Below are 19820 nucleotides of genomic sequence, written 5' to 3' on the forward strand. Positions count from 1 at the left end.
CTCATACATCTCCTGTCCGCTGCATCCGGCGGTAGCGCGGCAAGGCCGCCAGCTTGTTCTCCCGCCATTCCTCCAGGTCCGCGTGGGCGCGATCCTTGAGTTTTTCGGCGATTTCGCGATCCCGATTGGCCACCAGGCTGAGGCCTTCCTTCGCCTCAACCTTGCGGCGCGCATCGTAGAGCGCACCATCCAGCTGACGGCCAGCGTGTTCAAGACGGCCCGCCAGTTCCTGCATCGCTGCAAAATTCGCGCCAATTGCCATGCCGGGGTCTGAAAAAAGATCGCTCCGCACCTTGCGCAGCCTGTCGGCGTTGCGTTCGATGCCGTCCGCCTCGTCCTGAGCGCGGGCGGTTTCAGCAACGGCCATGGCATGTTGCACATGGCGGACGCGCAGCACGCGCTGGCGGGTCTTGAGCGCACCCTTCACGCGCCAAACTCAGCGATTAGCGCACCGGCGCTGGTGTCGAGGTCTATGCGGCTCTTCTGATCCTGCCGGATGAAGTCGAGGATTTCCTGACGGCGCTGCACCGCTTCATCGATCACCGGGTCATTGCCCGGGCGATAGGCGCCCATCAGGATGAGGTCGCGATTTTCCTCATAGGCGGCCCAGAGGCGGCGGTAGGAGGCGGCGGCCATGCGATGCTCATCGGGCACCACGTCTGCCATGACGCGCGAAAGGGACTTGCCGATGTCGATGGCGGGGAAGATCGCCTGTTCCGACAGATGGCGCGAGAGAACGAAATGACCGTCCACGATCGCGCGGGCAGCGTCCACGATCGGATCATCCGTATCGTCGCCGTCGGCCAGCACGGTGTAAAGCGCGGTGATGGAGCCACCGGTGCGGGTATCGACGCCAGCGCGTTCCACCAACCGCGGGATCAGCGCGAGGGCCGAGGGCGGATAGCCCTTCATCGCGGGCGGTTCGCCAAGAGCGAGGCCAATCTCGCGCTGGGCATGGGCGCAGCGGGTCAGGCTGTCGATCAGCAGCAGGACTTTCTTGCCGCGTGCGCGGAAATATTCGGCGATGGCGGTGGCGCGGGCGGCGGCGCGCAGGCGCAGCACCGGGGGATGATCGGCGGGCACCGCGACGACGATCGACTTGTGCATCGAATTTTTAAGCTTGGTTTCAAGGAAGTCGCTGACTTCGCGGCCACGTTCGCCGATCAGGCCCACGACGACGATGTCGGCTTCGGCCCCGGCGATCATCTGGCCCATGAGGACCGACTTGCCGACGCCAGAGCCCGCAATGATGGCGATGCGCTGGCCACGCCCGGCGGTCAGCAGCGCGTTGACGGCGCGCACGCCAAGGTCGAACGGTTCAGTGACCCGGCCACGGTCAAGGACGTTGCCCTTGACGCCGTTGAGCGGCCAGCTGCCGCCCGCGATGATTGGCCCTTTACGGTCCAGCGGCTGGCCCATAGCGTCGATGACGCGGCCGATCAGCCCCTCGCCCACCTGCACCATATTCGCCTGGCTGTCCGGTTCGACGCGCGCTCCATTTTCCAGCGGCACATCATTGTCGAGCGGCACGAGCAAGGTCTTGTCGCCGCGAAAGCCGATGACTTCGGCGCGGCAGACGGTGCTATCCGATGCGATCACCCGCGCGCCTGCGCCGATCGGCTTGCGGAAGCCTGTGACCTCCAGCATGCCTGCGTCGTGGCTGACCAGTCGGCCAACATGGCGGGGGGCGCGGTTTTGAACCTGAAGATGGTCGAACAGGCTTTCGGCCTGGGCAAGCGAGGCCTTGATCATGCCCAAATCCCCTTCATGAACGGCCTTCCATATCGTCCATCAGCGCGCGCAGGCGCGACAGGCGCACGTCGGGGCCATCTTCGACCCAGCCGTCGGCAGTTTCGAGGCGGACGCAACCGCGATGCATAGCGGGGTCGCCGATCAGCTTGAGGCCGATCGTTTCCCCTTCCAGCATCGCCACATCCTCAGGATGCAGGTGCAGCGCGCTCTTGTCCTCATTATCTTCGATGAAGGCGGCGACCGTGTCACAGCGCTGGACCAGCCGTTCGATGTCGATCTCCACCTCGCCCACGATCTGCTCGACCAAGCGAACGACGGCAGCGGACAACATGGTGGACAGCATGCCACTAGGCGCGGGGGTCAGCAGTTCCAGCGCTTCAGCAAGGCGAGCCCGCGCTTCGGCATCAGCGGCGGCGGCGTCCCCAACGACCCGGCATCCTTCATCGAAGCCGAGGGTGAAGGCTTCCATCCGTGCCTGCTCCAGCAGGTCTTCGTCGGTCATCGCGGGCATGGCGCTGTGCATCGTCATGCCGGGCGAAGCCGCCCCGTCGGCATAAAGGCTGCGAAAGCTTCCGCTCTTCACCTGCCCCATGCCGCCCAGCGGAATGCTGGAGAAATCCTGACAGCTGCCTGCGTCCCAGACCTTAAACAAAGTCGTTCCCCTTGCCGCCCAGCATGATGGTGCCTGCGTCCGCCATGCGGCGCGCGGTGGCGATGATCAGCTTTTGCGCCTCCATCACCTCTGCAAGGCGAATGGGTCCGCGTTCCTCGATCTCGTCGGCGATGGCCTGAGCCGCGCGCGCCGACATGGCGCCGAAGATCTTGCCCTTCAGCATCTCGTTCGCGCCCTTCAGCGCCACGACCAGCACGGAGCTGTCGATGGTGCGCATCAGCGTACCCATGTTCTTGTCATCCATGTCGATCAGGTTATCGAACACGAACATCTCTTCTTCGATGGTTTGGGCGATCATCTTGTCGCGCTTGGCGACCGCCTTCATGATCCGCTGTTCATTGTCCTTGCGGACATTGTTCATGATCGCGGCGGCTTCGATCGTCCCGCCGCGCTGCGACGCCGCACCCTGTTTCTTGGACGTGGAGCCCCGCAGCAACAGCTGCTCCAGGTCGTCCAGCGCCTCGTTCGACACGGGGCCGAGCGTGGCAATGCGATAGACGATCTCTTCCTGATATTCTGCCGGAAGCAGTTGCAGGACGTCGGCGGCTACCGGCGCTTCCAGATGGGCGAGCACGATCGCCATGATCTGCGGATGCTCCGCTTCGATCAGGGAAGCCACTTCCTTGGCGTCCATCCACTTCAGCATTTCGAGCTGGGTCGAACGGGTGGGCGGCGTGATACGGGCCAGTATGGTTTCGGCGCGTTCTTCGCCCAGCGCCTTGGTCATCGCACCGCGAATGTGGCGGGTCGCGCCATAGCCGATGGTGGTGCGCTTCTTCGCCTTGGTCACGAAATGATCGAGCGCTTCGTTGACTTCCTCGACCGCGACATCGGCGACGTCATACATGGCATAGCCAAGCTGGCGGACTTCGTCGGGTTCCAGGCGCGAGAGGATCTGCGCGGCTTCATCCTCATCGAACAGCATCAGCAGGACGGCGGCGGCGGCGCTGCCTTTGATCGCGGCAGGAGCGGTTGCGGCCTCAGCCATTGTCCTTCTTCCCTTCCTTCAGGAGGTCGCGGACGACAAGGGCGGCACGATCCGGGTCCTGCTTCACGAAGTTGCGAATAAGGTCGGCGCGCTGCGCATAGTCATAAGTGGAGGAGATCATGTCGAGCGTGATCGGCTTTCCTGCCTGCGGCGTCGCAGCGGCATGGCGGCCGATTTCGCTTGAGATTTCGCGGCCGATCTTCTGGCCCTGGGCGGCCATGTCGGCAGCGGCAGTTTCCTGCGCAGCGGCGCGGCGCTTCAGAAGGGGGCGGCCGATGCCGAAGATGACCAGCAGCGCGACGGCAAGGGCCGACAGGTTACGCACCAGCGGCGAAATCCAGTCGGCCTCATACCAGGGGGCCACGACCTCCTCGGCCTTCACGAAGCTGCGCGAAGACAGGGCGACCACGTCGCCGCGCTGCTGATCGAAGCCGACGGCGCCCTTCACCAGAGCCTCAAGGGCGGCGATTTCCTGCGCCGAGCGAGGCTTGCCATCAGCACCATTGTCCAGAGCGACGGCAACGGAGAGGCGCTTCACCGTGCCGACCGCGTCCCTGGTCACCGACACTTCACGGCCCAGCTCGAAGCTGCGGTTGAAGGTTTCCTCGGTCTTCATCGGCGCGCTGGCCGGGGTGGCTGGCTGGTTTGCCTGCGTGCCCTGGCTGACGGCCTGACCATTGGGATTGGTCTGCGTGACGGTCGGGTTGACGGGCGCCTGATTGCTGAGCGCGCCGGGAACGCCGCTGGCCTCACCGCCAGCACCCTGGCCACGCGGATCGGATGCCCATGTCCCCTGCTCGGTGCGAAGGCGCGCTTCGTCCTGCGGGAAGCTTTCGCGGGTTGCCTGACGTTCGGCGAAGTTCAGTTCGGCCCGCACTTCGGTCGAGAATTTGCCTTCGCCCAGGATCGGGGTCAGCAGCGCGATCACCGACTGGCGATAGCGATCCTCGATCTTGCCCTGGACAGCGAGTTGGCGATCGTCGGCGGCATTGCCGTCATTATTGCTGAGCAGGCGGCCATTCTGGTCCACCAGCGAAATCTGGTCGGGGCTGAGTTCCGGCACCGATGATGCGACGAGGTGAACGATCGCGCTCACCTGCGCGTCGGCCAATGTCCGGCCCGAAGCGAGGCGGAGCATGATCGAGGCCGAAGGCTTGGCCCGATCCCGCAAGAAAACGCTGGGCGGTTCAACGGCGAGGTGGACCTTGGCGCTCTCAACACTGTCGATAGCCTCGATCGTACGGGCAAGGTCCATTTCGCGGGCGGAGCGGAGCTTTTCGCCCTCGACCGCGCGGCTGGCGCCCATCGGCAGGCTGTCGATCATGCTGTTGCCGTCAGGCGCGCTCTTGGGCAGGCCCTGCGCGGCGAGCATCATCTTCGCCTTGAAATAATCGTCTTCGGCCACGGTCATCGCGCCCGACTTGTCGAAGTCATAGGCGAGGCCGCTCTGGTCCAGAACCTGCGCAACCGCTGATTTGTCAGCATCGGGCAGGCCACGGAACAGGTCGCGCTGCGGCGGTTCGCGAAGCGCGAGCCATGCAGCACCAGCGGTAGCAACGACGCCCAGCAGGCCGAGCAGCGGCAGGCTTTTCGCTACCGCTGGCTGCTTGATGAGGCCGGTGAAGCGCGCTTTGAGCGCATCGGCGCCCTTCGCACCGCCGAAACCGGCGCCGCTGGTGGCGGGGAGAGCGGCAGCGCCGCCATCGAGGGTGAGTGCGTTCTCGCTCATCGTTTATACCGGCATGCTCATAATGTCCTTATAGGCGGACAGGAGTTTGTTGCGGACCTGAAGTGTCGCCTCGAAGCTGACCGACGCCTGCTGCTTGGCCAGCATGACGGCAGCGATATCGGTAGTCTCGCCACGCTCGAACGCGGAAGCCGCCGCGCCCGCCTGGCTCTGCAAGCCGTTGACCTGTTGCAAGGCAGAGTTGAGCGCCTCGGTGAAGCCGCCGGGCTTGGTGCCCTCGGCCCCGCCCACACCCGCGCCGCCACCGACCGTCCCGGTCTGGGCGACGTCGCGCAGGGCGGCGTTCTTCTGAAGGATGGCGTTGCGTATCGCCATCACGCTGTCAGTCGGGGAAATGCCGGTCATGCCCTACCTCCCTCAAGCCGCTGCAAGTTCGCGCATCTCGGCAAGCCGGTAGCGCAGGGTGCGTTCTGAAATGCCGAGTTTGCGGGCGGCGGCGGCGCGGTGGCCGTCCGTTTCACGAAGCGCGACGCGGACCGCCTCCAGTTTCGACTGGTGAGCAACGTCGCGCAAGCGGACCGGCTCGGCCGGGGCAGGCGCGCCCACGACACGCAGCTGCGGCGCACTGGCGATGTGCAGGTCTTCGTCCTCGATCCGGTCACCTTCACGCAGCACGATAGCGCGCTGAAGCACATTGCCGAGTTCGCGGGCGTTGCCCGGCCAGACATGGGCGGCGAGCTTTTCCAGCGCGGCGGCGGTCGGCCAGACGAAATCCTGATGGCGCAGCAGCATGGCGGCGGCGATGGCGGTCACGTCGCCAGCGCGCTCGGCCAGCGGGCGCAGTTCCAGCGGCATGACGTGGAGGCGCCAGTAAAGATCTTCGCGGAAACGCCCGGCGGCGACTTCGGCGGCGAGGTCGCGGTTGCAGGCGGCGATGATGCGCACGTTGACCGGCACCGGATGGGTTGCACCGACGGGCAAGACTTCACCTTCCTGCAACGCGCGGAGGAGCTTTGCCTGAAGCGGCAGCGGCAGTTCGGCGATTTCGTCAAGGAACAGAGTGCCGCCGTCCGCCGCGAGAAACAGGCCGTCCGAAGCGTTTGCCGCGCCGGTGAAACTGCCCTTCTTATGACCGAACAGCATCGCTTCCATCATGGTTTCAGGAAGCGCGGCGCAGTTGACTGCGATGAAGTCGTGGGAAATGCGGCCCGACTGCGCATGAAGGAAGCGCGCCATGCCTTCCTTGCCCGTGCCGGTGTCGCCCTGGATCAGGACGGTGGCGTCGCTGCGGGCAACCCGGCCAGCCAGCGTCATCAGGCGGGTGCTGGCGGCGTCGCCTACTGCCGGGACGCTCGCGGGGCGGGCCAGCTCGGCGATCAGGGCAAAGGCGAAGGCCATGTCTTCAAGGCCGAACGCCACGCGGGCCGGAAGGCCGTTGGCGGCAGGCACCAGCGAAGGCGTGCCGTCGATCATGTTGATCAGGATGTCGCGATGGGTGGCATGGCCGATCTCGGTCGCCAGAAGGACGCGGCGGTCCTCCCGCTCACGCGGGCTCTGCGCATCGACGATGCGTACCATGTAAAAGGCATTTTCCAGCCAATGTTGCAGGCCCGGAACGAGGGCGCAGACACCTCGGCTGACGTCTAACGATGCCATGAAAGTCCCCAATCATTTTGGCCGGATTGTGCCCCCGCACATTCCAACCCCCCTTCGATGCTCTGACAAATGCCCTTCGCATGGTTATCATCTGGTTAATGCGGCAATAACCTTGCCGGTCGGCGGCAATTTTCTTCCGCTTTCCCGCCGCACGAAGTCGGCTTCTATAGGACGCGCGCGCGTGAAAGCCTTGATTTCCGGGCTTTTTGAACTTTTCTCAAAAAAATCGCGCTCAGCCCTAAAAGCTTTTTCCGCGCCGCCGTTATCCCCTTTCGAGGCCGCAAGCAGCCTGATGGCAGCGACCTGATAGGACATAGAAAGGGAATATCATGACTGTTATCGGAACCAACTCTTCTGCTCTGCGCGCCGCCAACGCTTCGGCTCTCGCAGGCAAGTCGCTGAGCACCGCCATGGAGCGTCTGTCGAGCGGCAAGCGCATCAACAGCGCCAAGGACGACGCAGCGGGCCTCGCGATCGCTTCGCAGATGACCTCGCAGATCAAGGGCATGACCCAGGGCATCCGCAACGCCAATGACGGCATCTCGCTGGCTCAGACGGCGGAAGGCGCTCTCGGCGAAGTCGCCAACATGCTGCAGCGTATCCGCGAACTGGCCGTCCAGTCGAAGTCGGAAACCTACTCGGCAACCGACCGCACCAACCTGAACGCTGAAGCCACCGCGCTGAAGACGCAGATCACCAGCGTCCTCGCCACGACGGAATTCAACGGCGTCCGCATCTTCAACAGCGCGGCCGGCGCAACCTACACCGCCAAGGCCGGCGACGTGGACATCCAGGCCGGCGCCAATTCCGGCGACGTCGTGAACATCGCCTTCTCGGCGCTGACCAACCTTGCTTCTTCGGACGTCAGCACGACGACCGGCGCTGCAACCGCCCTGACCGACGTTGACACCATGCTGAAGGATGTGGCGACGACCCGCGCTTCGCTCGGTGCCGCCCAGAACCAGCTGGAATCGACGGTCAATGGCCTGACCAACAACATCACCAACCTCTCCGACGCCAAGAGCCGCATCGAAGACGCCGACTTCTCGGCCGAAACGACCGCGCTCGCCAAGGCGCAGATCCTGAACCAGGCTTCGACCGCGATGCTCGCCCAGGCGAACCAGAGCCAGCAGAACGTCCTGAAGCTGATCCAGTAATCTGGAATAGCTGAACTGAATTGACCGGCTGGGGTATTGGTCACCTTACAGTCAGTCACGGGAACCCGGCACATCAACAGTCCCCACCGCGCCGGGCAACCAACCTTCGATCGAACGGCCAGCATATCGAAGCCTCCGTCCCCCCGGGCGGAGGCTTCACCGCATTTTGGCCTGCCAAGGCTTGCAATGTGCGGCCATGCGCCCATCATTACGACCATGATGAAGATTGACCGGCGCGCAATGATCGCCGCCTCAGGCGCCACCCTTCTCCTGCCCGGATCGGCCCTGGCCCAGCAGGGTCGCGGGCGCTTTTCATGGGAAATGGTGATCGCCCGCGCCCAGCGGCTCGCGCGGCAGCCTTATAGGGAAACGCCTCATCATCCCGGCGCCCGCAAGGTCGACTATGATGCCCTCTACAAGGCGCGCTTCCGCGAAGACCGGACCATCTGGGGCAACCTACCCGGCGACACCGGAGTGCAACTTTTCCCGTTGAGCGCTTCGGCTGAACAGCCAGTGGAAATCGAGCTGGTGGAAAATGGCCGCGCCGTCCCGCTGCGTTATGATCCGACGATGTTCGACGCCCCCGCCGACAATGCGGTGCAACAGCTGGGGCCGGACGCTGGTTATGCCGGGTTCCGCGTCATGAATGCGGCGCGCAATGGCGACTGGCTGTCCTTCCTCGGGGCCAGCTATTTCCGCTCCCCCGGCGCCACGAAGCAGTTCGGCCTGTCCGCCCGTGCGATCGCGATCAACACCAGCATTCAGGGGAAGGAGGAATTTCCCCGCTTCACCAATTTCTGGCTGGAGCGCACGGGCCGCAGCAGCATCACCATCTATGCCCTGCTCGATGGCGCTTCCATCACGGGGGCCTATCGCTTCGTAAGCGAGCTGACCGCGCAGGGCGTGCGGCAGGATGTGGACACCGCCCTTTTCCCCCGCCGCGCGATTGCCGAACTGGGGCTGATGCCGATGACGAGCATGTTCTGGTATGATCAGGCAAGCCGCGCGTCCCGCACCGATTGGCGGCCGGAAATCCATGATTCCGACCTGCTCGCGATCGGCAGCGCTGACGGGATGACCCATGCGCGTCCGCTCATCAATCCGTCCGCTCCGCGCGTCGATGCCTTTGCCGAACGCAATCCTCAGGGCTTCGGCCTGATGCAGCGGGACCGGAACTTCGACCATTATCAAGATGATGGCGTCTTTTACGAGCGTCGCCCCTCGCTATGGGCAGCTTCGCGCAAGCCATTGGGTGCGGGGCAAGTGCGGCTCTATGAATTTCCCACCACCAGCGAATATGTCGATAATGTCTGCGCCTATTGGACCCCTGCGGCGGCGGTGCGCGCGGGCGGCAGGATCGACGCCAGCTACCGGCTGGACTGGTCGTCCATGGGTGGACCGGCAAAGAGCGGCGCGGTGCTCGCCACTATCTGGACCGGACAGGCTAATGAAGCGGGCGTCGACCGCCTGATCCTCGACTTTTCCGGCGTTGCGCAAGATGCGCGTCCGGATATCTGGGTCGATACGGCAGGCGCTGCATTGGTCAGGAAAGGCGGCTACCCCGTCCTGCATCAGCCCGGCCTTTTCCGCGTCGCCCTCGATCTGCGGCGGGATGGCGGCAAAGCGGCCGATATCCGGGTTCAGCTTCGCTCCGGCAATACCGCGCTCAGCGAATATGTGCATTATCCGCTAGGCGCTTGAAGAAACCGGCGGAGACCGGGCGCGTTGCGTCCGTTACGATGACAGAACGGAAACACAAGATGGCGATCAGTGGCGGACAGACGAGCGGCGAAGCGGCGCAAGCCGTTGCGCGCGGGTTCGAGCATGTGCCCGCCGAGATGCCCCTCGCCATGCCGGAACAGGATTTCCGGGAGCATCCGCGCGACTTCCCCCATCGGCCGCTGAATATCGACCAATGGGCGCGGCGCATGCTGGTCGTGCTGCTGGCTTTGCTTCCCGCCTCCATTGCGGCTCATGAGATGCGGCGGTCGATTGGTCTGGACGGCATTTCGCTATGGGAAGGCGTCTATCTCGCGCTCTTCATTCCCCTGTTCGCGTGGATCGCCTTCGGCTTTGCGACCAGCCTCATCGGCTTCCTCACGCTTACCTTGGGCAAAGGTCCGGGCGCCCACCCCCATCGCGCGCTGTTCGCTAGTCCGATCCGGGGCCGCACGGCCGTGCTTCTACCCGTCTGTAATGAGGATTTCCTGGGCGTCATGGGCCGCCTGTCGTTCATGGAGCGCTCGCTGGCGCAGGTCATGGGCCATGAACGCTTCGAATTCTTCATCCTGAGCGATTCCAACCCCGCCAATGGGGAGATTGAGCGCCAGGCCTATCTGGAAATGCGCAAGGGCTTCTCGCGCCCCGTCCACTATCGCCGACGGGCGCTCAATATTGGTCGCAAGCCGGGCAATATCGCCGAATGGGTGCAGCGTTTCGGCGGCGGCTATGACTATATGATCGTGCTGGACGCGGACAGCGTGATGAGCGGCCAGACAATGGCGCGCCTAGCGCTGGACATGGAGCGGCACCCGCATGTGGGCCTCATCCAGACAGTACCGACGCTCGTAGGCGCGACGACCTTCTTCGCACGCTGGCAGCAGTTCGCCAGCCGCCTGTTCGGCCCCATTTCCGCTGCGGGCATGATCTGGTGGGCAGGGTCGGAAGGCATGTTCTGGGGGCACAACGCCATCCTCCGGACCAAAGCTTTCGCGCAAAGCTGCGGCCTGCCCGAACTACCCGGACGCGCGCCCTTCGGCGGCTATATCATGAGCCACGACATGATCGAGGCCGCGCTGCTGCGGAGGCGTGGCTGGGACGTTCACATGGTCATGGCGGACGACAGTTTCGAGGAGTTTCCCCCTTCCCTGCCCGACCTGGCCACCCGCGACCGGCGCTGGTGCCAGGGCAATATCCAGCATGTGCCGCTCATCCCCAAGATCAGGGGACTGCATCTGGTCAGCCGCTTCCAGTTGCTGGTCGGCGCATCGGCCTATTGCACGTCACCGCTCTGGCTCGCGCTGATGCTGGTGGTGCTGGGCGGCGCGCTGGCTGGCGTCTGGCCGCCTAGCGCCATCCTGCCATCGGGCGGCCTTCTGGCGCTGACGGCGGTGCTATTGTTCGGTCCCAAGTTGCTGGCGATGGGATGGGCGATGGCTGATCCCGCCCGCCGCATCGGCTTTGGCGGAGCGGCCCGCATGAGCCGTGGAGTCATCGCCGACATCGCGCTTTCGATCCTGATGGCGCCCGTCAGCATGCTCACCCAGACGATCAACCTGTTCGGCATATTGATGGGCCGGAAAAGCAGCTGGAGCGGCCAAATCCGCGACCGCGACGGCATGTCGATCACCAGCGCCATCTGGCTGTTCAAATATCATATCATGCTAGGCGGCTTGCTGACCGTGCTGGCGATCAGGGGTGGCACATCAGTTGGATGGATCATGCCGGTCGTCGCGGGCCTGGTGCTTGCCCCCGTCCTTGCCGCTGTCACCGCCCGCAAAGATTTGGGGCAAAAGGCCGAACGCAGCGGGCTGTTCCAGGTAGCAGAGCCATGGTGGCGGGCACATAGCTATCGTCCACCGCACTATCCCGAACAGGTCCGAGGGGCGGCTCCGCTTCAGCAGGCAGTCGCGAACGATCGTTAGCAAACACCGTCATGCCAGCGAAAGCTGGCATCTCAGGCGAGAGCAAGCGACCCAGCCTCACGAGATCCCAGCTTTCGCTGGGATGACGCATATGTCAGTCCCACTCGCGTAATTTCTCGCGCAGCTTATCCAATGCAGCCTTCTTGATCTGGCACACCCGCGCCGCGCCGATATCCAGCGCCTGGCCGATTTCCTCCAGGTTCAATTCCTCGACAAAATACAGCTGCAACACCAGCGCCTCACGCTGCGGCAGTTCGCCGATGCACCCGGCGAGCGCAGCCTTGAGCGACTCCCGCTCCATGACGTCATCGGCGCGATCTTCCACGTCGGCAAACCACATGGACTGGTCGGAATAAACCTCATCCATGCTTGTGTGCTGCACCATCTCGCAGCTGTCGGCGAGTTCGCGATAGGCGGCCGCCTCCATACCCATCTCGCTCGCCATTTCGGCTTCGAGCGGCGCGCGGCGCAATTGCTGTTCCAGCCGGTTGCGCACCGCAGCCAGCTGCTTGCGGTTGGCCATGGCCGACCGGGCGATCGTCGCGCCGCGGCGCAGATGATCGATCATCGCCCCGCGTACGCGCATCTGCGCATAGGAGGCGAAGCCAAAGCCGCGATCCTCAAAACCGTTTGCCGCCTCGACCAGCGCGACCATGCCGATCTGCAACAAATCCTCGACCTCGACCGCGCTCGACACCCGGCCATGCACATGCCAGGCGATCTTGCGCACCAGCGGCATATAGCGGCGGGCGAGCTGTTCAGGGCTGTTGTTCGACCGGCCATAGGTATTGGCATCGGAACCGGCGACGACCTTTTTCATGAACATGGGTCAGGCTCCACAAAGCGATTTCGAGGAAAATGGCACATTTTCCGGCTCGGAGATCGCGGCAACAAATAAGCACATAAGGCCGTTCTTCATCTTCACGGCCTTATGCGACGCGTTCGCGAACAGGCGCTGGATCGTGGCGCGGCGCGGGCCGCTGTTCGCCGCCGACCACCGCGACGACCTCCACGCCCTTGCCATCGGGAATTTCCAGGAAGGACAGCACCGGCGTTTCGGGCAGATGCGGCTTGAACAGGCGGGCGAGCGCGCGGCGCGCCACCGGCGACGTGACGATCGCAAAGTTGCGTGCCTGCCCCATGATCGGCCGCGCCGCCTGCACCACCGCTTCGATGATGCGGTTGGCCAGCGCGGGTTCGATCGGATGCTTGGCATCGCCTGCGACACGCATCGCCTGGGCGAGTAGCGCTTCGAGATCGCCGTCCAGCGTGATGACCGGCAGCGGCATCTTCACCGGCACGAGGCCCTGAATGATGAGCGCGCCGATGCGCTGACGGACGGCTTCGACGAGCTGCTCATGGCTCATGTCGGGCCGCGCGGCATCGACCATCGCCTCGCAAATGCGGCGGAAGTCCTTGAGCGCGATGCCTTCGGACAGCAGAGCGCGGCAGAGCGCCGAAATCTGCACCAGGCTGAGAGTGCCGGGGGTCAGGCCATCGACCAGCTGCGGCGCGGCGTCCTTCAGATTGTCGAGCAGCTTGCGCGCTTCGTCCAGACCGAACATCTCGCTGGCGTTCATGGCGATCAGTTGATTGAGGTGGGTCGCGACGACCGTCGGCGGATCAACGACCGTATAGCCGCAGACCACCGCTTCGCTGCGCTTGGCGGCGGAAATCCACACGGCGTCCAGACCGAAAGTCGGGTCCTTCGCCTCGCGGCCAGACACCACGCCTTCCAGCGCGCCACTGTCGAGGGCCAGCAGATCGTCGGGATAAATCTCGTCCTCGCCCACGACCACGCCAGCGATGGTGATGCGATACTGGTTGGGTTCCAGCGCCAGATTGTCCTTCACGCGAACCATCGGCACGACGAAGCCCAGCTCCTTGGACAACTGGCGGCGGATGCCGGTGATGCGAGCCATCAGCGGCGCGCCCTTGCGCTCATCGACCAGCGAAATGAGGCCATAGCCGATTTCGAGGCCCAGGATCGCGCCGTCCGACACGTCGTTCCATTCGATCAGCGCCGGGTTAGCCGGCTCCGGCATTGGTGCAGGCTCGGCGGCCTTTGCCTTGGCGGTCTTGCGCAGATGCCAGGCGATATAGCCCGCAAGTGCTGCGGCGGGCAGGATGATCATGTGCGGCATGCCGGGCAGGATGCCGAGGAAGGTCAGGATCGCGGCGACCGGCGCCCAGGCCTTGCTCGATCCGAACTGGCCGGTGATCTGGTCCGAAAGCTCCTGCTCACTGCCGACGCGCGTCACGATGGCGGCGGCGGCGATGGAGAGCAGCAGCGCGGGAACCTGCGCCACCAGCGCGTCGCCGATGGCGAGGACGATATAGGTCTGCGCCGCCTCACCCATCGACAGGCCGTGGCTGACCACGCCCAGGATGATGCCGCCGACGATGTTGATGGCAAGGATCAGGATGCCCGCAACCGCGTCACCCTTCACGAACTTGGACGCACCGTCCATCGAACCGTAGAAGTCGGCTTCGGTAGCCACTTCGCGGCGGCGGACCTTGGCTTCCTCAGGCGTCAGCAAACCGGCGTTGAGGTCGGCGTCGATCGCCATCTGCTTGCCCGGCAAGGCGTCCAGGGTGAAGCGCGCGCTGACTTCCGACACGCGGCCCGCGCCCTTGGTGATGACGACGAGGTTGATGATCATCAGGATCGCAAAGACGAAGATGCCGACGACATAATCGCCGCCGATCAGGAAATGACCGAAGGCCTCGATGACATGCCCCGCCGCGTCCGATCCCTCATGGCCCTGCACCAGCACGACACGCGTCGATGCGACGTTCAGCGCCAGCCGCAGCAAGGTCGCGAACAGCAGCACCGTGGGAAAGCTCGAAAAATCCAGCGGCTTGGCGGCATTCAACGCCACCATCAGCACCGCCAGCGAGATCATGATGTTGGTGATGAAACCAACGTCCAGCATGAACGCGGGCACCGGCACCATCATGAACAGCACGACCATCAGCGTCGCGATGGGCAACACCGCCCCCTTGGCGGCGCTCATCCAGATCTTCGCTTTGACTTGGGCGGGAGTCATATCGGGCCGTTACCTTCCGAGGGTGGCAAGCATGAGATAGGCGAGACGCGCCGTCTGCGGGTCGGGCCGGACGGAGACGTCCGCCGCATTCGCAAGGCGCTGGGTTTCGATCCGCACATAATCGGCGGGCTGGACGGTCTTCGCGCCTTCGGGCAGCGAAGCGTCGGCATATTGGATGGGTCCGGTGTTGATCGAATCGACACCGCGCTGGAGCTTCGACGCGAACCGATCGCGGATTTCGGCAAAGCTGCGGGGACTGCCCGACCGATCGTAGAAGATGGAACGGTTCGCCCGCGCAGCAGCCGGGAACATCGACGCGGCGGTCGCGCCCGGCGCGCGGTCGTGAACGGACAGGAACTTACTCGCGCCACCGACGCCGAGGAAATGGGCGAGGTAAAGATCGACCGGCTCTGCCTCGCGGCCAAGCCGCTGTTCCAGATAGGCCTTGTTGTCGGCGGCATGCTGCGCCGCCATGACGGAGGCGGTTTCGGGATGGTTGCGCAGGTCGAGTATCTGCTGGCGCATGTCCGGATCGGCGACATAATAGCGGCCATTCTGGCCCCGGCTGATCATGTCGGCGGCCCAGCCAAGCCCATATTCGCTGCCATGCTTGTCGATGACGGCAAGCCAGCTCTGATCGACGAATTGATAAAGCCCCCGCGCCGAAGAAGTGCTCGCGCGCGCCGTGGGATTGAGGCTGCTCTCGATCTTGGCCTGGCCCAGCAGATAGGCGAAATCGACGCCCGTCCTGCGGCTCGCCATCGCAATCGCGTTGGTCACGCGATTGCCGGTCGAAGCGCCTGTCGCTGATATGTCTGCAAAAGCCGACAAATGAAAAATCCCCGTTGGTACCGGGGACCATTAGAGCAAGGGTTATGCCAAGATTTGGTTAACGCGCGCTCCATAAATATTGATGGCGCGTTCAGCATGCATGAAAAAAGGCGCCTCTGGGGCGCCTGCTTCACAACATCAAAAACTCTAAAACCGTTCGGGCTGAGCTTGTCGAAGCCCTTCCCTTTCTAAGAAAAGCCGTTGGCTTCGCCGGCCTTCGGCTCGACAGGCTCAGGGCGAACGGAAATAAGTGTAGCTCGTTACCGCCCGTAAACCAGCGGAGCCTGCGTCGACCCATGCGCCGCCAGCAAAGACAGACGCTGCCCCGCATGATCGGTCAGCACATTGATTCGCACCCGCGCCGCCTCAATCATCGGCAGCAGCGCCGTAACCTTCTCGCGAATCGCATCATCCGCGCGCCATGCGCCGATCGCGCGCACTGCGGCGGCGCTCCTGCTCACATGAGATGCGGCGGCATCGATTGCCGCCACGTCGGTGCCATCAAGCGCCGCGCGCAGCTCCTCGAACGCCGAGAAAAGATCATCCAGCGCTGCAAGCCCGAGCGGCATAGACTATCTTACCCGTTAACCGACAGGTCGAGCGCGAGCATCTTGTCGGCGATCGCAGCCGCATCGACCGGATAGTTGCCCGACGCAATGGCCGCCTTGATCGCTGCGACGCGATCTATGTCCACAGGCGCACCTTCCGCCGCCATGCGCGCAGCCGGGCTGGCCGATGCTGAAAAAGAAGACACGCCTACCGATCCCTTGTCTGAAGAGGCGCGCGCCTTGCCGCTGTCCCGCAAGCGGGAAGCCTCTATGGCGGCGCTCATATTCTGGCCGACAGATTTGATCATGGCTAACTATCCTTCACTCGTCCCGCTCATCCTATAACGGCAGCGTTCAAAAATCATTAAATCCCGGAATGCGCACAGTGCCCATTTCCACGACTTGCGCCAGAACGGGCGCTGCTTTCTTGTCCTCGCGCACGCGGATGGTGTCGCCCACGGCGCCATCTTCATCCGCGATCATCACGCGCGAGACGCTGAAACTCGCATTGCCAGCGATCAGCTGGACGGGGTCGCCGCGCTTGACCACCATGTCGCGCTGCGCCGGGCGAGCAGGTGCACCATAGCGGGCGACCGGCGTCATAGCACCAGCCCCACCACCGCTCAGCGGCACACGTATGCGCCAGCCAAGGGGATCGCACTTCACGATCGCCGCGCCGAAAGTCGGCCCTTCGACGCTGGGCGTCACCGGACAAGCCGCCAGCCGCAGCCGCCGATCAACCGGCGCGACAGGGCCGCCTGGCTCACCGATATTGGCGCCCACGGTCATCGCGACCAGCCCGTCCAGGCGATCGAGATTCTCGAATTTCTGCTGCGCCAGCGCAGGCGGAGCAGCCGCTGCGGCCAGCACCATAGCGGCAATGAAGGGCAGCTTGTTCACAGAAGGTCTCCGGATGCAGGCAGATTCATGCCACGCATTAAGCATCCGACATGGCTAACAAGTCGTTAACGCCGCCCGGCAGCTTCACCGATGCGGATCACCTGCCCCTTGCCCGTGCCGCCATCCATCTGATCAAGGCCCCGGATTCGCAGCCGATCGTCACCCAGCCCTTGCGCCTTCAACTCGCGCGCCACGGCGCCCAGTCGTGCCGCAGCCAGATCCCATGGATCGAACCGCCGCCGCGCTGGATCGGTGCCGATGCTGCTGACGTCGATCCTGCCCGTTCCTCGCCGCAAGCCAGCGCCAACCCTGGCGAGCGCCGCCCTGCCCCGATCGGACAACAAAGCCTCGTCCGGCAGGAACAGCTCCGCCGCGCGCAATTCCATATCCTTGGCAACCGCGCGCCCGCCAAATTGCTGACGCACCTGCGCCAGCATGGCATCGCGCTTCTGCCCGCTCGCCTGAAGCAAGATGAAGAAGCCGAGCAACAACAACAACAGATCGGCGAAACTCACCGCCCACCGATTGCGCCGGGCTTGCGATGCGGCAGCGGTCATCACGCAACCTCGCGGATGGACGCCCGCAGCGTCGTCACATTTTCGCGCCGGGCGATGGCGACCATGCGGGTGACCGCTTCCTTCTGCCATGCCAACTCACGCTCCGACAGGTCGGCAAGACGGCTCGCTATGGGAGCGGCAATGACATTGGCAATCACCACGCCATATAGCGTCGTCAGCAGCGCCAGCGCCATGGACGGACCCAGCGCCGCTGGGTCATCCATCGCCGCGAACATGCCGATCAGGCCCAATATGGTGCCCGCCATGCCAAGTGCAGGCGCGGCATCGGCGATCGATAGCCATACGTTGCGCGCACCGCCATGACGACGCGCCCGGTCGGCCAGCGCCTGCGCCGCCCAAATCTCGAACTGCTCGGTCTTTTCACTGTTGGCTAGGCGGCGCGCCGCTTCAGCCAGGAAGGGATTGGCCGTCTTCACCCGGTCGGTGCAGGCAAGGCCGCGCAGCTGCGCAACCTGATCGATCTTCAGCAATGCCGCTCGCGCCGTCGCCTGATCCTTGTCCGGATCGGCGCGCAGCAGCGGCACCAATGCCGCGAACCCTCGCCCAATCGCCGGGCCACCATTCTGAAACAGCGCCACCGCGCCCACGCCCGCAATCATGATGATCAGCGTCACGGGATCGAAGAGTTGCGCCAAAATCCCGAACATCAACCAATCCCCCATTCACCCGGATCACCTGCGGCAAAGTCTTGCCAGAGACCGGCAAAATCCTGCCGCCCCTGCCGTCTCTTTCACCCGAACCCACGGATTTCCGCCATTCTCGCCATTGCCGATGCGTCACCCACGCAAATTGGCACGGCTCTTGCGAATACCCGTTCGGATCACCCGCGGTTCACGCCTTCAGGCTTCAGAACGGCGGATGACCCGCAACTTTTAGGCCCCTCGGGGCAAAAAGACGGAAAGACGGAAATGTCGCTGGAAGACGGACTGTTCGGGATACATGGAAAGGCGCTGGCGCTTCGCTCGCAACGCCTGTCCCTGCTCGCGTCCAACATCGCGAATGCCTCGACCCCCGGTTACAAGGCGCGCGACATCGATTTCGAGTCAGCGCTGAAGGAAGCGACGACGCGCCAGCAGGGCAGCTCAATCGCGGATGTCGGCAAAGCGGTCGATGACAGCATGGGCTATCGCGTCCCGCTTCAGCCCAGCCTCGACGGCAACACCGTCGAACTCAGCACCGAACAGACGCTGTTCGCCGAAAACGCCGTCAAATATCGCACGACCCTCTCCTTCCTTGAGGGCCGCATCAACACCGTCACTCGCGCCCTGAAGGGAGAATGAGCATGAGCGGCTCTGGCCCCATGAACGTCTTCGACATCGCCGGCCGCGCCATGAGCGCGCAGCTGGTCCGCCTGAACGCGACCGCCTCCAACATGGCGAACGCGGGCAACGTAACCGGCAGCGAGGCGTCCGCCTATCGCGCCATCAAGCCCGTTTTTGAATCGGTCACCGACAAGCCCGGCGTGTCCACGGTGAAGGTCGCCAGCGTCCTCACCACCGACGCCAAGCCGACCAAGCGCCACGACCCCAATCACCCGCTCGCCGACAAGAATGGCGACGTCTGGGAATCGGCCGTGGATAGCAGCGCGGAGCTCGTCGACATGATCGAAACCGCCCGCATGTATCAGAACAACGTGCAGGTGCTGAACACCGCCAAGTCGCTGATGCTCGAAACCATAAGGATCGGCAAATGAGCACGACCTCGACCGTCACCGACAGCGCAGGGCTGTCGGCCTATAACCCCTACAAGAATGTCGGCACCGGCAAGGCGGAGATGGGCCAGGCGGATTTCCTGCGCCTGCTCACCGCCCAGATGCAGACGCAGGACCCGTTCGCGCCGATGGATAACGCGCAGATGGTGGCCCAGATGGCGACCATCACCAACTCCAGCGGCATCGCGGAAATGAACCAGACGCTGAAGGGCCTCGCCTCGCAGCTGACCGGTTCGCGCCTGGGCGATGCCGCCAGCTGGATCGGCAAGTCAATGCTGGTCCAAAGCAACATCGTCGCGCCTGATGCCGCTGGCCAGTATATCGGCCAGGTCACGTTCGCCGACGCAACCAGCGGCGCGAGCGTCGACCTGATGGACGGCAACGGCAATGTGCTGAAGACCATCGACCTTGGCAACCGATCTGCAGGCGACGTCAATTTCTACTGGGACGGCAAGGACGAAGCCGGAAACAGGGTTGCCACCGACGCCCTCAAGATTCGCGTGAATGGCGCTTCGCCGTCGCGTGTCGCCAGCTGGGCCACCATCGCCGCCGTCCAGTCACCCGCTGACGGCAGCGCCTCAAAACTCATCACCGCATTGGGCAGCTACAGCCCGTCAGACGCCATTTCACTCTCCTAACCTTATC

General features: G+C 64.0%; 22 protein-coding genes. 6 read left to right on the forward strand and 16 right to left on the reverse strand.

Going from position 1 to position 19820, the window contains the following annotated elements:
• Position 1: 1 nt before the first annotated feature.
• From ACZ5TH_RS08540 to ACZ5TH_RS08575, 8 genes are all read right to left on the reverse strand, one after another.
• Positions 2-367, reverse strand: a complete 366-nt coding sequence (locus ACZ5TH_RS08540; RefSeq protein WP_464795081.1) for a hypothetical protein — start codon at positions 365-367, stop codon at positions 2-4.
• Positions 368-423: 56 nt separating this feature from the next.
• Complete coding sequence (locus ACZ5TH_RS08545) at positions 424-1752, reverse strand: FliI/YscN family ATPase (protein WP_464793615.1); 1329 nt, start codon at positions 1750-1752, stop codon at positions 424-426.
• Between the two features lie 13 nt (positions 1753-1765).
• Complete coding sequence (locus ACZ5TH_RS08550) at positions 1766-2404, reverse strand: FliH/SctL family protein (RefSeq protein WP_449473833.1); 639 nt, start codon at positions 2402-2404, stop codon at positions 1766-1768.
• A complete protein-coding gene (gene fliG / locus ACZ5TH_RS08555; protein WP_449473834.1) occupies positions 2397-3413 on the reverse strand; it encodes a flagellar motor switch protein FliG in 1017 nt (338 codons plus the stop codon). The genes ACZ5TH_RS08550 and fliG overlap by 8 nt, the downstream gene beginning before the upstream one ends.
• Positions 3406-5142 (reverse strand): flagellar basal-body MS-ring/collar protein FliF, encoded by a 1737-nt coding sequence (gene fliF / locus ACZ5TH_RS08560; protein WP_464793616.1) that lies wholly within the window; start codon positions 5140-5142, stop codon positions 3406-3408. Before fliF ends, fliG begins: the two co-directional genes overlap by 8 nt.
• A 3-nt stretch (positions 5143-5145) precedes the next feature.
• Positions 5146-5505, reverse strand: coding sequence for a flagellar hook-basal body complex protein FliE (gene fliE, locus ACZ5TH_RS08565; protein ID WP_449473838.1), 360 nt, complete (start codon positions 5503-5505; stop codon positions 5146-5148).
• Between the two features lie 12 nt (positions 5506-5517).
• Positions 5518-6756, reverse strand: a complete 1239-nt coding sequence (locus ACZ5TH_RS08570; RefSeq protein WP_464793617.1) for a sigma 54-interacting transcriptional regulator — start codon at positions 6754-6756, stop codon at positions 5518-5520.
• An 87-nt stretch (positions 6757-6843) separates the two neighbouring features.
• Positions 6844-7071: a hypothetical protein gene (locus tag ACZ5TH_RS08575; RefSeq protein WP_464793618.1), complete on the reverse strand. Its 228-nt coding sequence runs from the start codon at positions 7069-7071 to the stop codon at positions 6844-6846.
• Between the two features lie 14 nt (positions 7072-7085).
• On the opposite strand from ACZ5TH_RS08575, the gene ACZ5TH_RS08580 reads away from it, so the two are divergent.
• The 3 genes from ACZ5TH_RS08580 to mdoH all read left to right on the forward strand — a co-directional run bounded on the left by ACZ5TH_RS08580 (position 7086) and on the right by mdoH (position 11557).
• Positions 7086-7913, forward strand: coding sequence for a flagellin N-terminal helical domain-containing protein (locus tag ACZ5TH_RS08580; protein WP_460986482.1), 828 nt, complete (start codon positions 7086-7088; stop codon positions 7911-7913).
• A gap of 216 nt (positions 7914-8129) precedes the next feature.
• Complete coding sequence (locus ACZ5TH_RS08585) at positions 8130-9614, forward strand: OpgD/OpgG family glucan biosynthesis protein (protein WP_464793619.1); 1485 nt, start codon at positions 8130-8132, stop codon at positions 9612-9614.
• 59 nt (positions 9615-9673) lie between these two features.
• On the forward strand, positions 9674-11557 hold the full coding sequence (gene mdoH / locus ACZ5TH_RS08590) for a glucans biosynthesis glucosyltransferase MdoH (protein WP_464793620.1): 1884 nt from the start codon (positions 9674-9676) through the stop codon (positions 11555-11557).
• Positions 11558-11651: 94 nt separating this feature from the next.
• Here the strand turns inward: mdoH and ACZ5TH_RS08595 are convergent, their stop codons facing one another.
• From ACZ5TH_RS08595 to ACZ5TH_RS08630, 8 genes are all read right to left on the reverse strand, one after another.
• Positions 11652-12383: a sigma-70 family RNA polymerase sigma factor gene (locus ACZ5TH_RS08595; RefSeq protein ID WP_449473846.1), complete on the reverse strand. Its 732-nt coding sequence runs from the start codon at positions 12381-12383 to the stop codon at positions 11652-11654.
• Between the two features lie 103 nt (positions 12384-12486).
• On the reverse strand, positions 12487-14607 hold the full coding sequence (flhA, locus tag ACZ5TH_RS08600; RefSeq protein ID WP_464793621.1) for a flagellar biosynthesis protein FlhA: 2121 nt from the start codon (positions 14605-14607) through the stop codon (positions 12487-12489).
• Between the two features lie 9 nt (positions 14608-14616).
• Entirely contained in the window at positions 14617-15438 is an 822-nt protein-coding gene (locus tag ACZ5TH_RS08605) for a lytic transglycosylase domain-containing protein (protein WP_464793622.1), read from the reverse strand.
• A gap of 260 nt (positions 15439-15698) precedes the next feature.
• A complete protein-coding gene (locus tag ACZ5TH_RS08610) occupies positions 15699-16007 on the reverse strand; it encodes a hypothetical protein (protein ID WP_464793623.1) in 309 nt (102 codons plus the stop codon).
• An 8-nt stretch (positions 16008-16015) separates the two neighbouring features.
• Entirely contained in the window at positions 16016-16294 is a 279-nt protein-coding gene (flgM, locus tag ACZ5TH_RS08615) for a flagellar biosynthesis anti-sigma factor FlgM (protein ID WP_464793624.1), read from the reverse strand.
• 46 nt (positions 16295-16340) lie between these two features.
• Positions 16341-16859: a flagella basal body P-ring formation protein FlgA gene (locus ACZ5TH_RS08620; RefSeq protein WP_464795082.1), complete on the reverse strand. Its 519-nt coding sequence runs from the start codon at positions 16857-16859 to the stop codon at positions 16341-16343.
• Between the two features lie 92 nt (positions 16860-16951).
• Positions 16952-17443: a flagellar motor protein MotB gene (locus tag ACZ5TH_RS08625; RefSeq protein ID WP_464793625.1), complete on the reverse strand. Its 492-nt coding sequence runs from the start codon at positions 17441-17443 to the stop codon at positions 16952-16954.
• Complete coding sequence (locus ACZ5TH_RS08630) at positions 17443-18111, reverse strand: MotA/TolQ/ExbB proton channel family protein (RefSeq protein WP_464793626.1); 669 nt, start codon at positions 18109-18111, stop codon at positions 17443-17445. The genes ACZ5TH_RS08625 and ACZ5TH_RS08630 overlap by 1 nt, the downstream gene beginning before the upstream one ends.
• A gap of 261 nt (positions 18112-18372) precedes the next feature.
• On the opposite strand from ACZ5TH_RS08630, the gene flgB reads away from it, so the two are divergent.
• From flgB to ACZ5TH_RS08645, 3 genes are read left to right on the forward strand one after another with little or no spacing between them, the layout of a single operon-like run.
• Positions 18373-18744 carry a flagellar basal body rod protein FlgB gene (gene flgB / locus ACZ5TH_RS08635; protein WP_464793627.1) on the forward strand — a complete coding sequence of 124 codons (372 nt, stop codon included), beginning with the start codon at positions 18373-18375 and terminating at the stop codon, positions 18742-18744.
• 2 nt (positions 18745-18746) lie between these two features.
• Positions 18747-19157 carry a flagellar basal body rod protein FlgC gene (flgC, locus tag ACZ5TH_RS08640; RefSeq protein WP_449473860.1) on the forward strand — a complete coding sequence of 137 codons (411 nt, stop codon included), beginning with the start codon at positions 18747-18749 and terminating at the stop codon, positions 19155-19157.
• Entirely contained in the window at positions 19154-19813 is a 660-nt protein-coding gene (locus tag ACZ5TH_RS08645; protein ID WP_464793628.1) for a flagellar hook assembly protein FlgD, read from the forward strand. Before flgC ends, ACZ5TH_RS08645 begins: the two co-directional genes overlap by 4 nt.
• Positions 19814-19820: the final 7 nt, after the last annotated feature.

Source organism: Sphingobium sp. TomTYG73 (assembly GCF_055394245.1).

Excerpts from the sequence above, each read along its gene's own strand:
- ACZ5TH_RS08570 (WP_464793617.1), bottom strand. The coding sequence starts at position 6,756 with ATGGCATCGTTAGACGTCAGCCGAGGTGTCTGCGCCCTCGTTCCGGGC.
- flgB (WP_464793627.1), top strand. The coding sequence starts at position 18,373 with ATGTCGCTGGAAGACGGACTGTTCGGGATACATGGAAAGGCGCTGGCG.
- ACZ5TH_RS08620 (WP_464795082.1), bottom strand. The coding sequence starts at position 16,859 with ATGGTGCTGGCCGCAGCGGCTGCTCCGCCTGCGCTGGCGCAGCAGAAA.
- ACZ5TH_RS08625 (WP_464793625.1), bottom strand. The coding sequence starts at position 17,443 with ATGACCGCTGCCGCATCGCAAGCCCGGCGCAATCGGTGGGCGGTGAGT.
- ACZ5TH_RS08585 (WP_464793619.1), top strand. The coding sequence starts at position 8,130 with ATGATGAAGATTGACCGGCGCGCAATGATCGCCGCCTCAGGCGCCACC.
- ACZ5TH_RS08575 (WP_464793618.1), bottom strand. The coding sequence starts at position 7,071 with ATGTCCTATCAGGTCGCTGCCATCAGGCTGCTTGCGGCCTCGAAAGGG.
- fliF (WP_464793616.1), bottom strand. The coding sequence starts at position 5,142 with ATGAGCGAGAACGCACTCACCCTCGATGGCGGCGCTGCCGCTCTCCCC.
- ACZ5TH_RS08610 (WP_464793623.1), bottom strand. The coding sequence starts at position 16,007 with ATGCCGCTCGGGCTTGCAGCGCTGGATGATCTTTTCTCGGCGTTCGAG.
- ACZ5TH_RS08540 (WP_464795081.1), bottom strand. The coding sequence starts at position 367 with ATGGCCGTTGCTGAAACCGCCCGCGCTCAGGACGAGGCGGACGGCATC.
- fliE (WP_449473838.1), bottom strand. The coding sequence starts at position 5,505 with ATGACCGGCATTTCCCCGACTGACAGCGTGATGGCGATACGCAACGCC.
- flhA (WP_464793621.1), bottom strand. The coding sequence starts at position 14,607 with ATGACTCCCGCCCAAGTCAAAGCGAAGATCTGGATGAGCGCCGCCAAG.
- ACZ5TH_RS08545 (WP_464793615.1), bottom strand. The coding sequence starts at position 1,752 with ATGATCAAGGCCTCGCTTGCCCAGGCCGAAAGCCTGTTCGACCATCTT.
- flgC (WP_449473860.1), top strand. The coding sequence starts at position 18,747 with ATGAGCGGCTCTGGCCCCATGAACGTCTTCGACATCGCCGGCCGCGCC.
- flgM (WP_464793624.1), bottom strand. The coding sequence starts at position 16,294 with ATGATCAAATCTGTCGGCCAGAATATGAGCGCCGCCATAGAGGCTTCC.
- ACZ5TH_RS08580 (WP_460986482.1), top strand. The coding sequence starts at position 7,086 with ATGACTGTTATCGGAACCAACTCTTCTGCTCTGCGCGCCGCCAACGCT.
- ACZ5TH_RS08595 (WP_449473846.1), bottom strand. The coding sequence starts at position 12,383 with ATGTTCATGAAAAAGGTCGTCGCCGGTTCCGATGCCAATACCTATGGC.
- mdoH (WP_464793620.1), top strand. The coding sequence starts at position 9,674 with ATGGCGATCAGTGGCGGACAGACGAGCGGCGAAGCGGCGCAAGCCGTT.
- ACZ5TH_RS08630 (WP_464793626.1), bottom strand. The coding sequence starts at position 18,111 with ATGTTCGGGATTTTGGCGCAACTCTTCGATCCCGTGACGCTGATCATC.
- fliG (WP_449473834.1), bottom strand. The coding sequence starts at position 3,413 with ATGGCTGAGGCCGCAACCGCTCCTGCCGCGATCAAAGGCAGCGCCGCC.
- ACZ5TH_RS08645 (WP_464793628.1), top strand. The coding sequence starts at position 19,154 with ATGAGCACGACCTCGACCGTCACCGACAGCGCAGGGCTGTCGGCCTAT.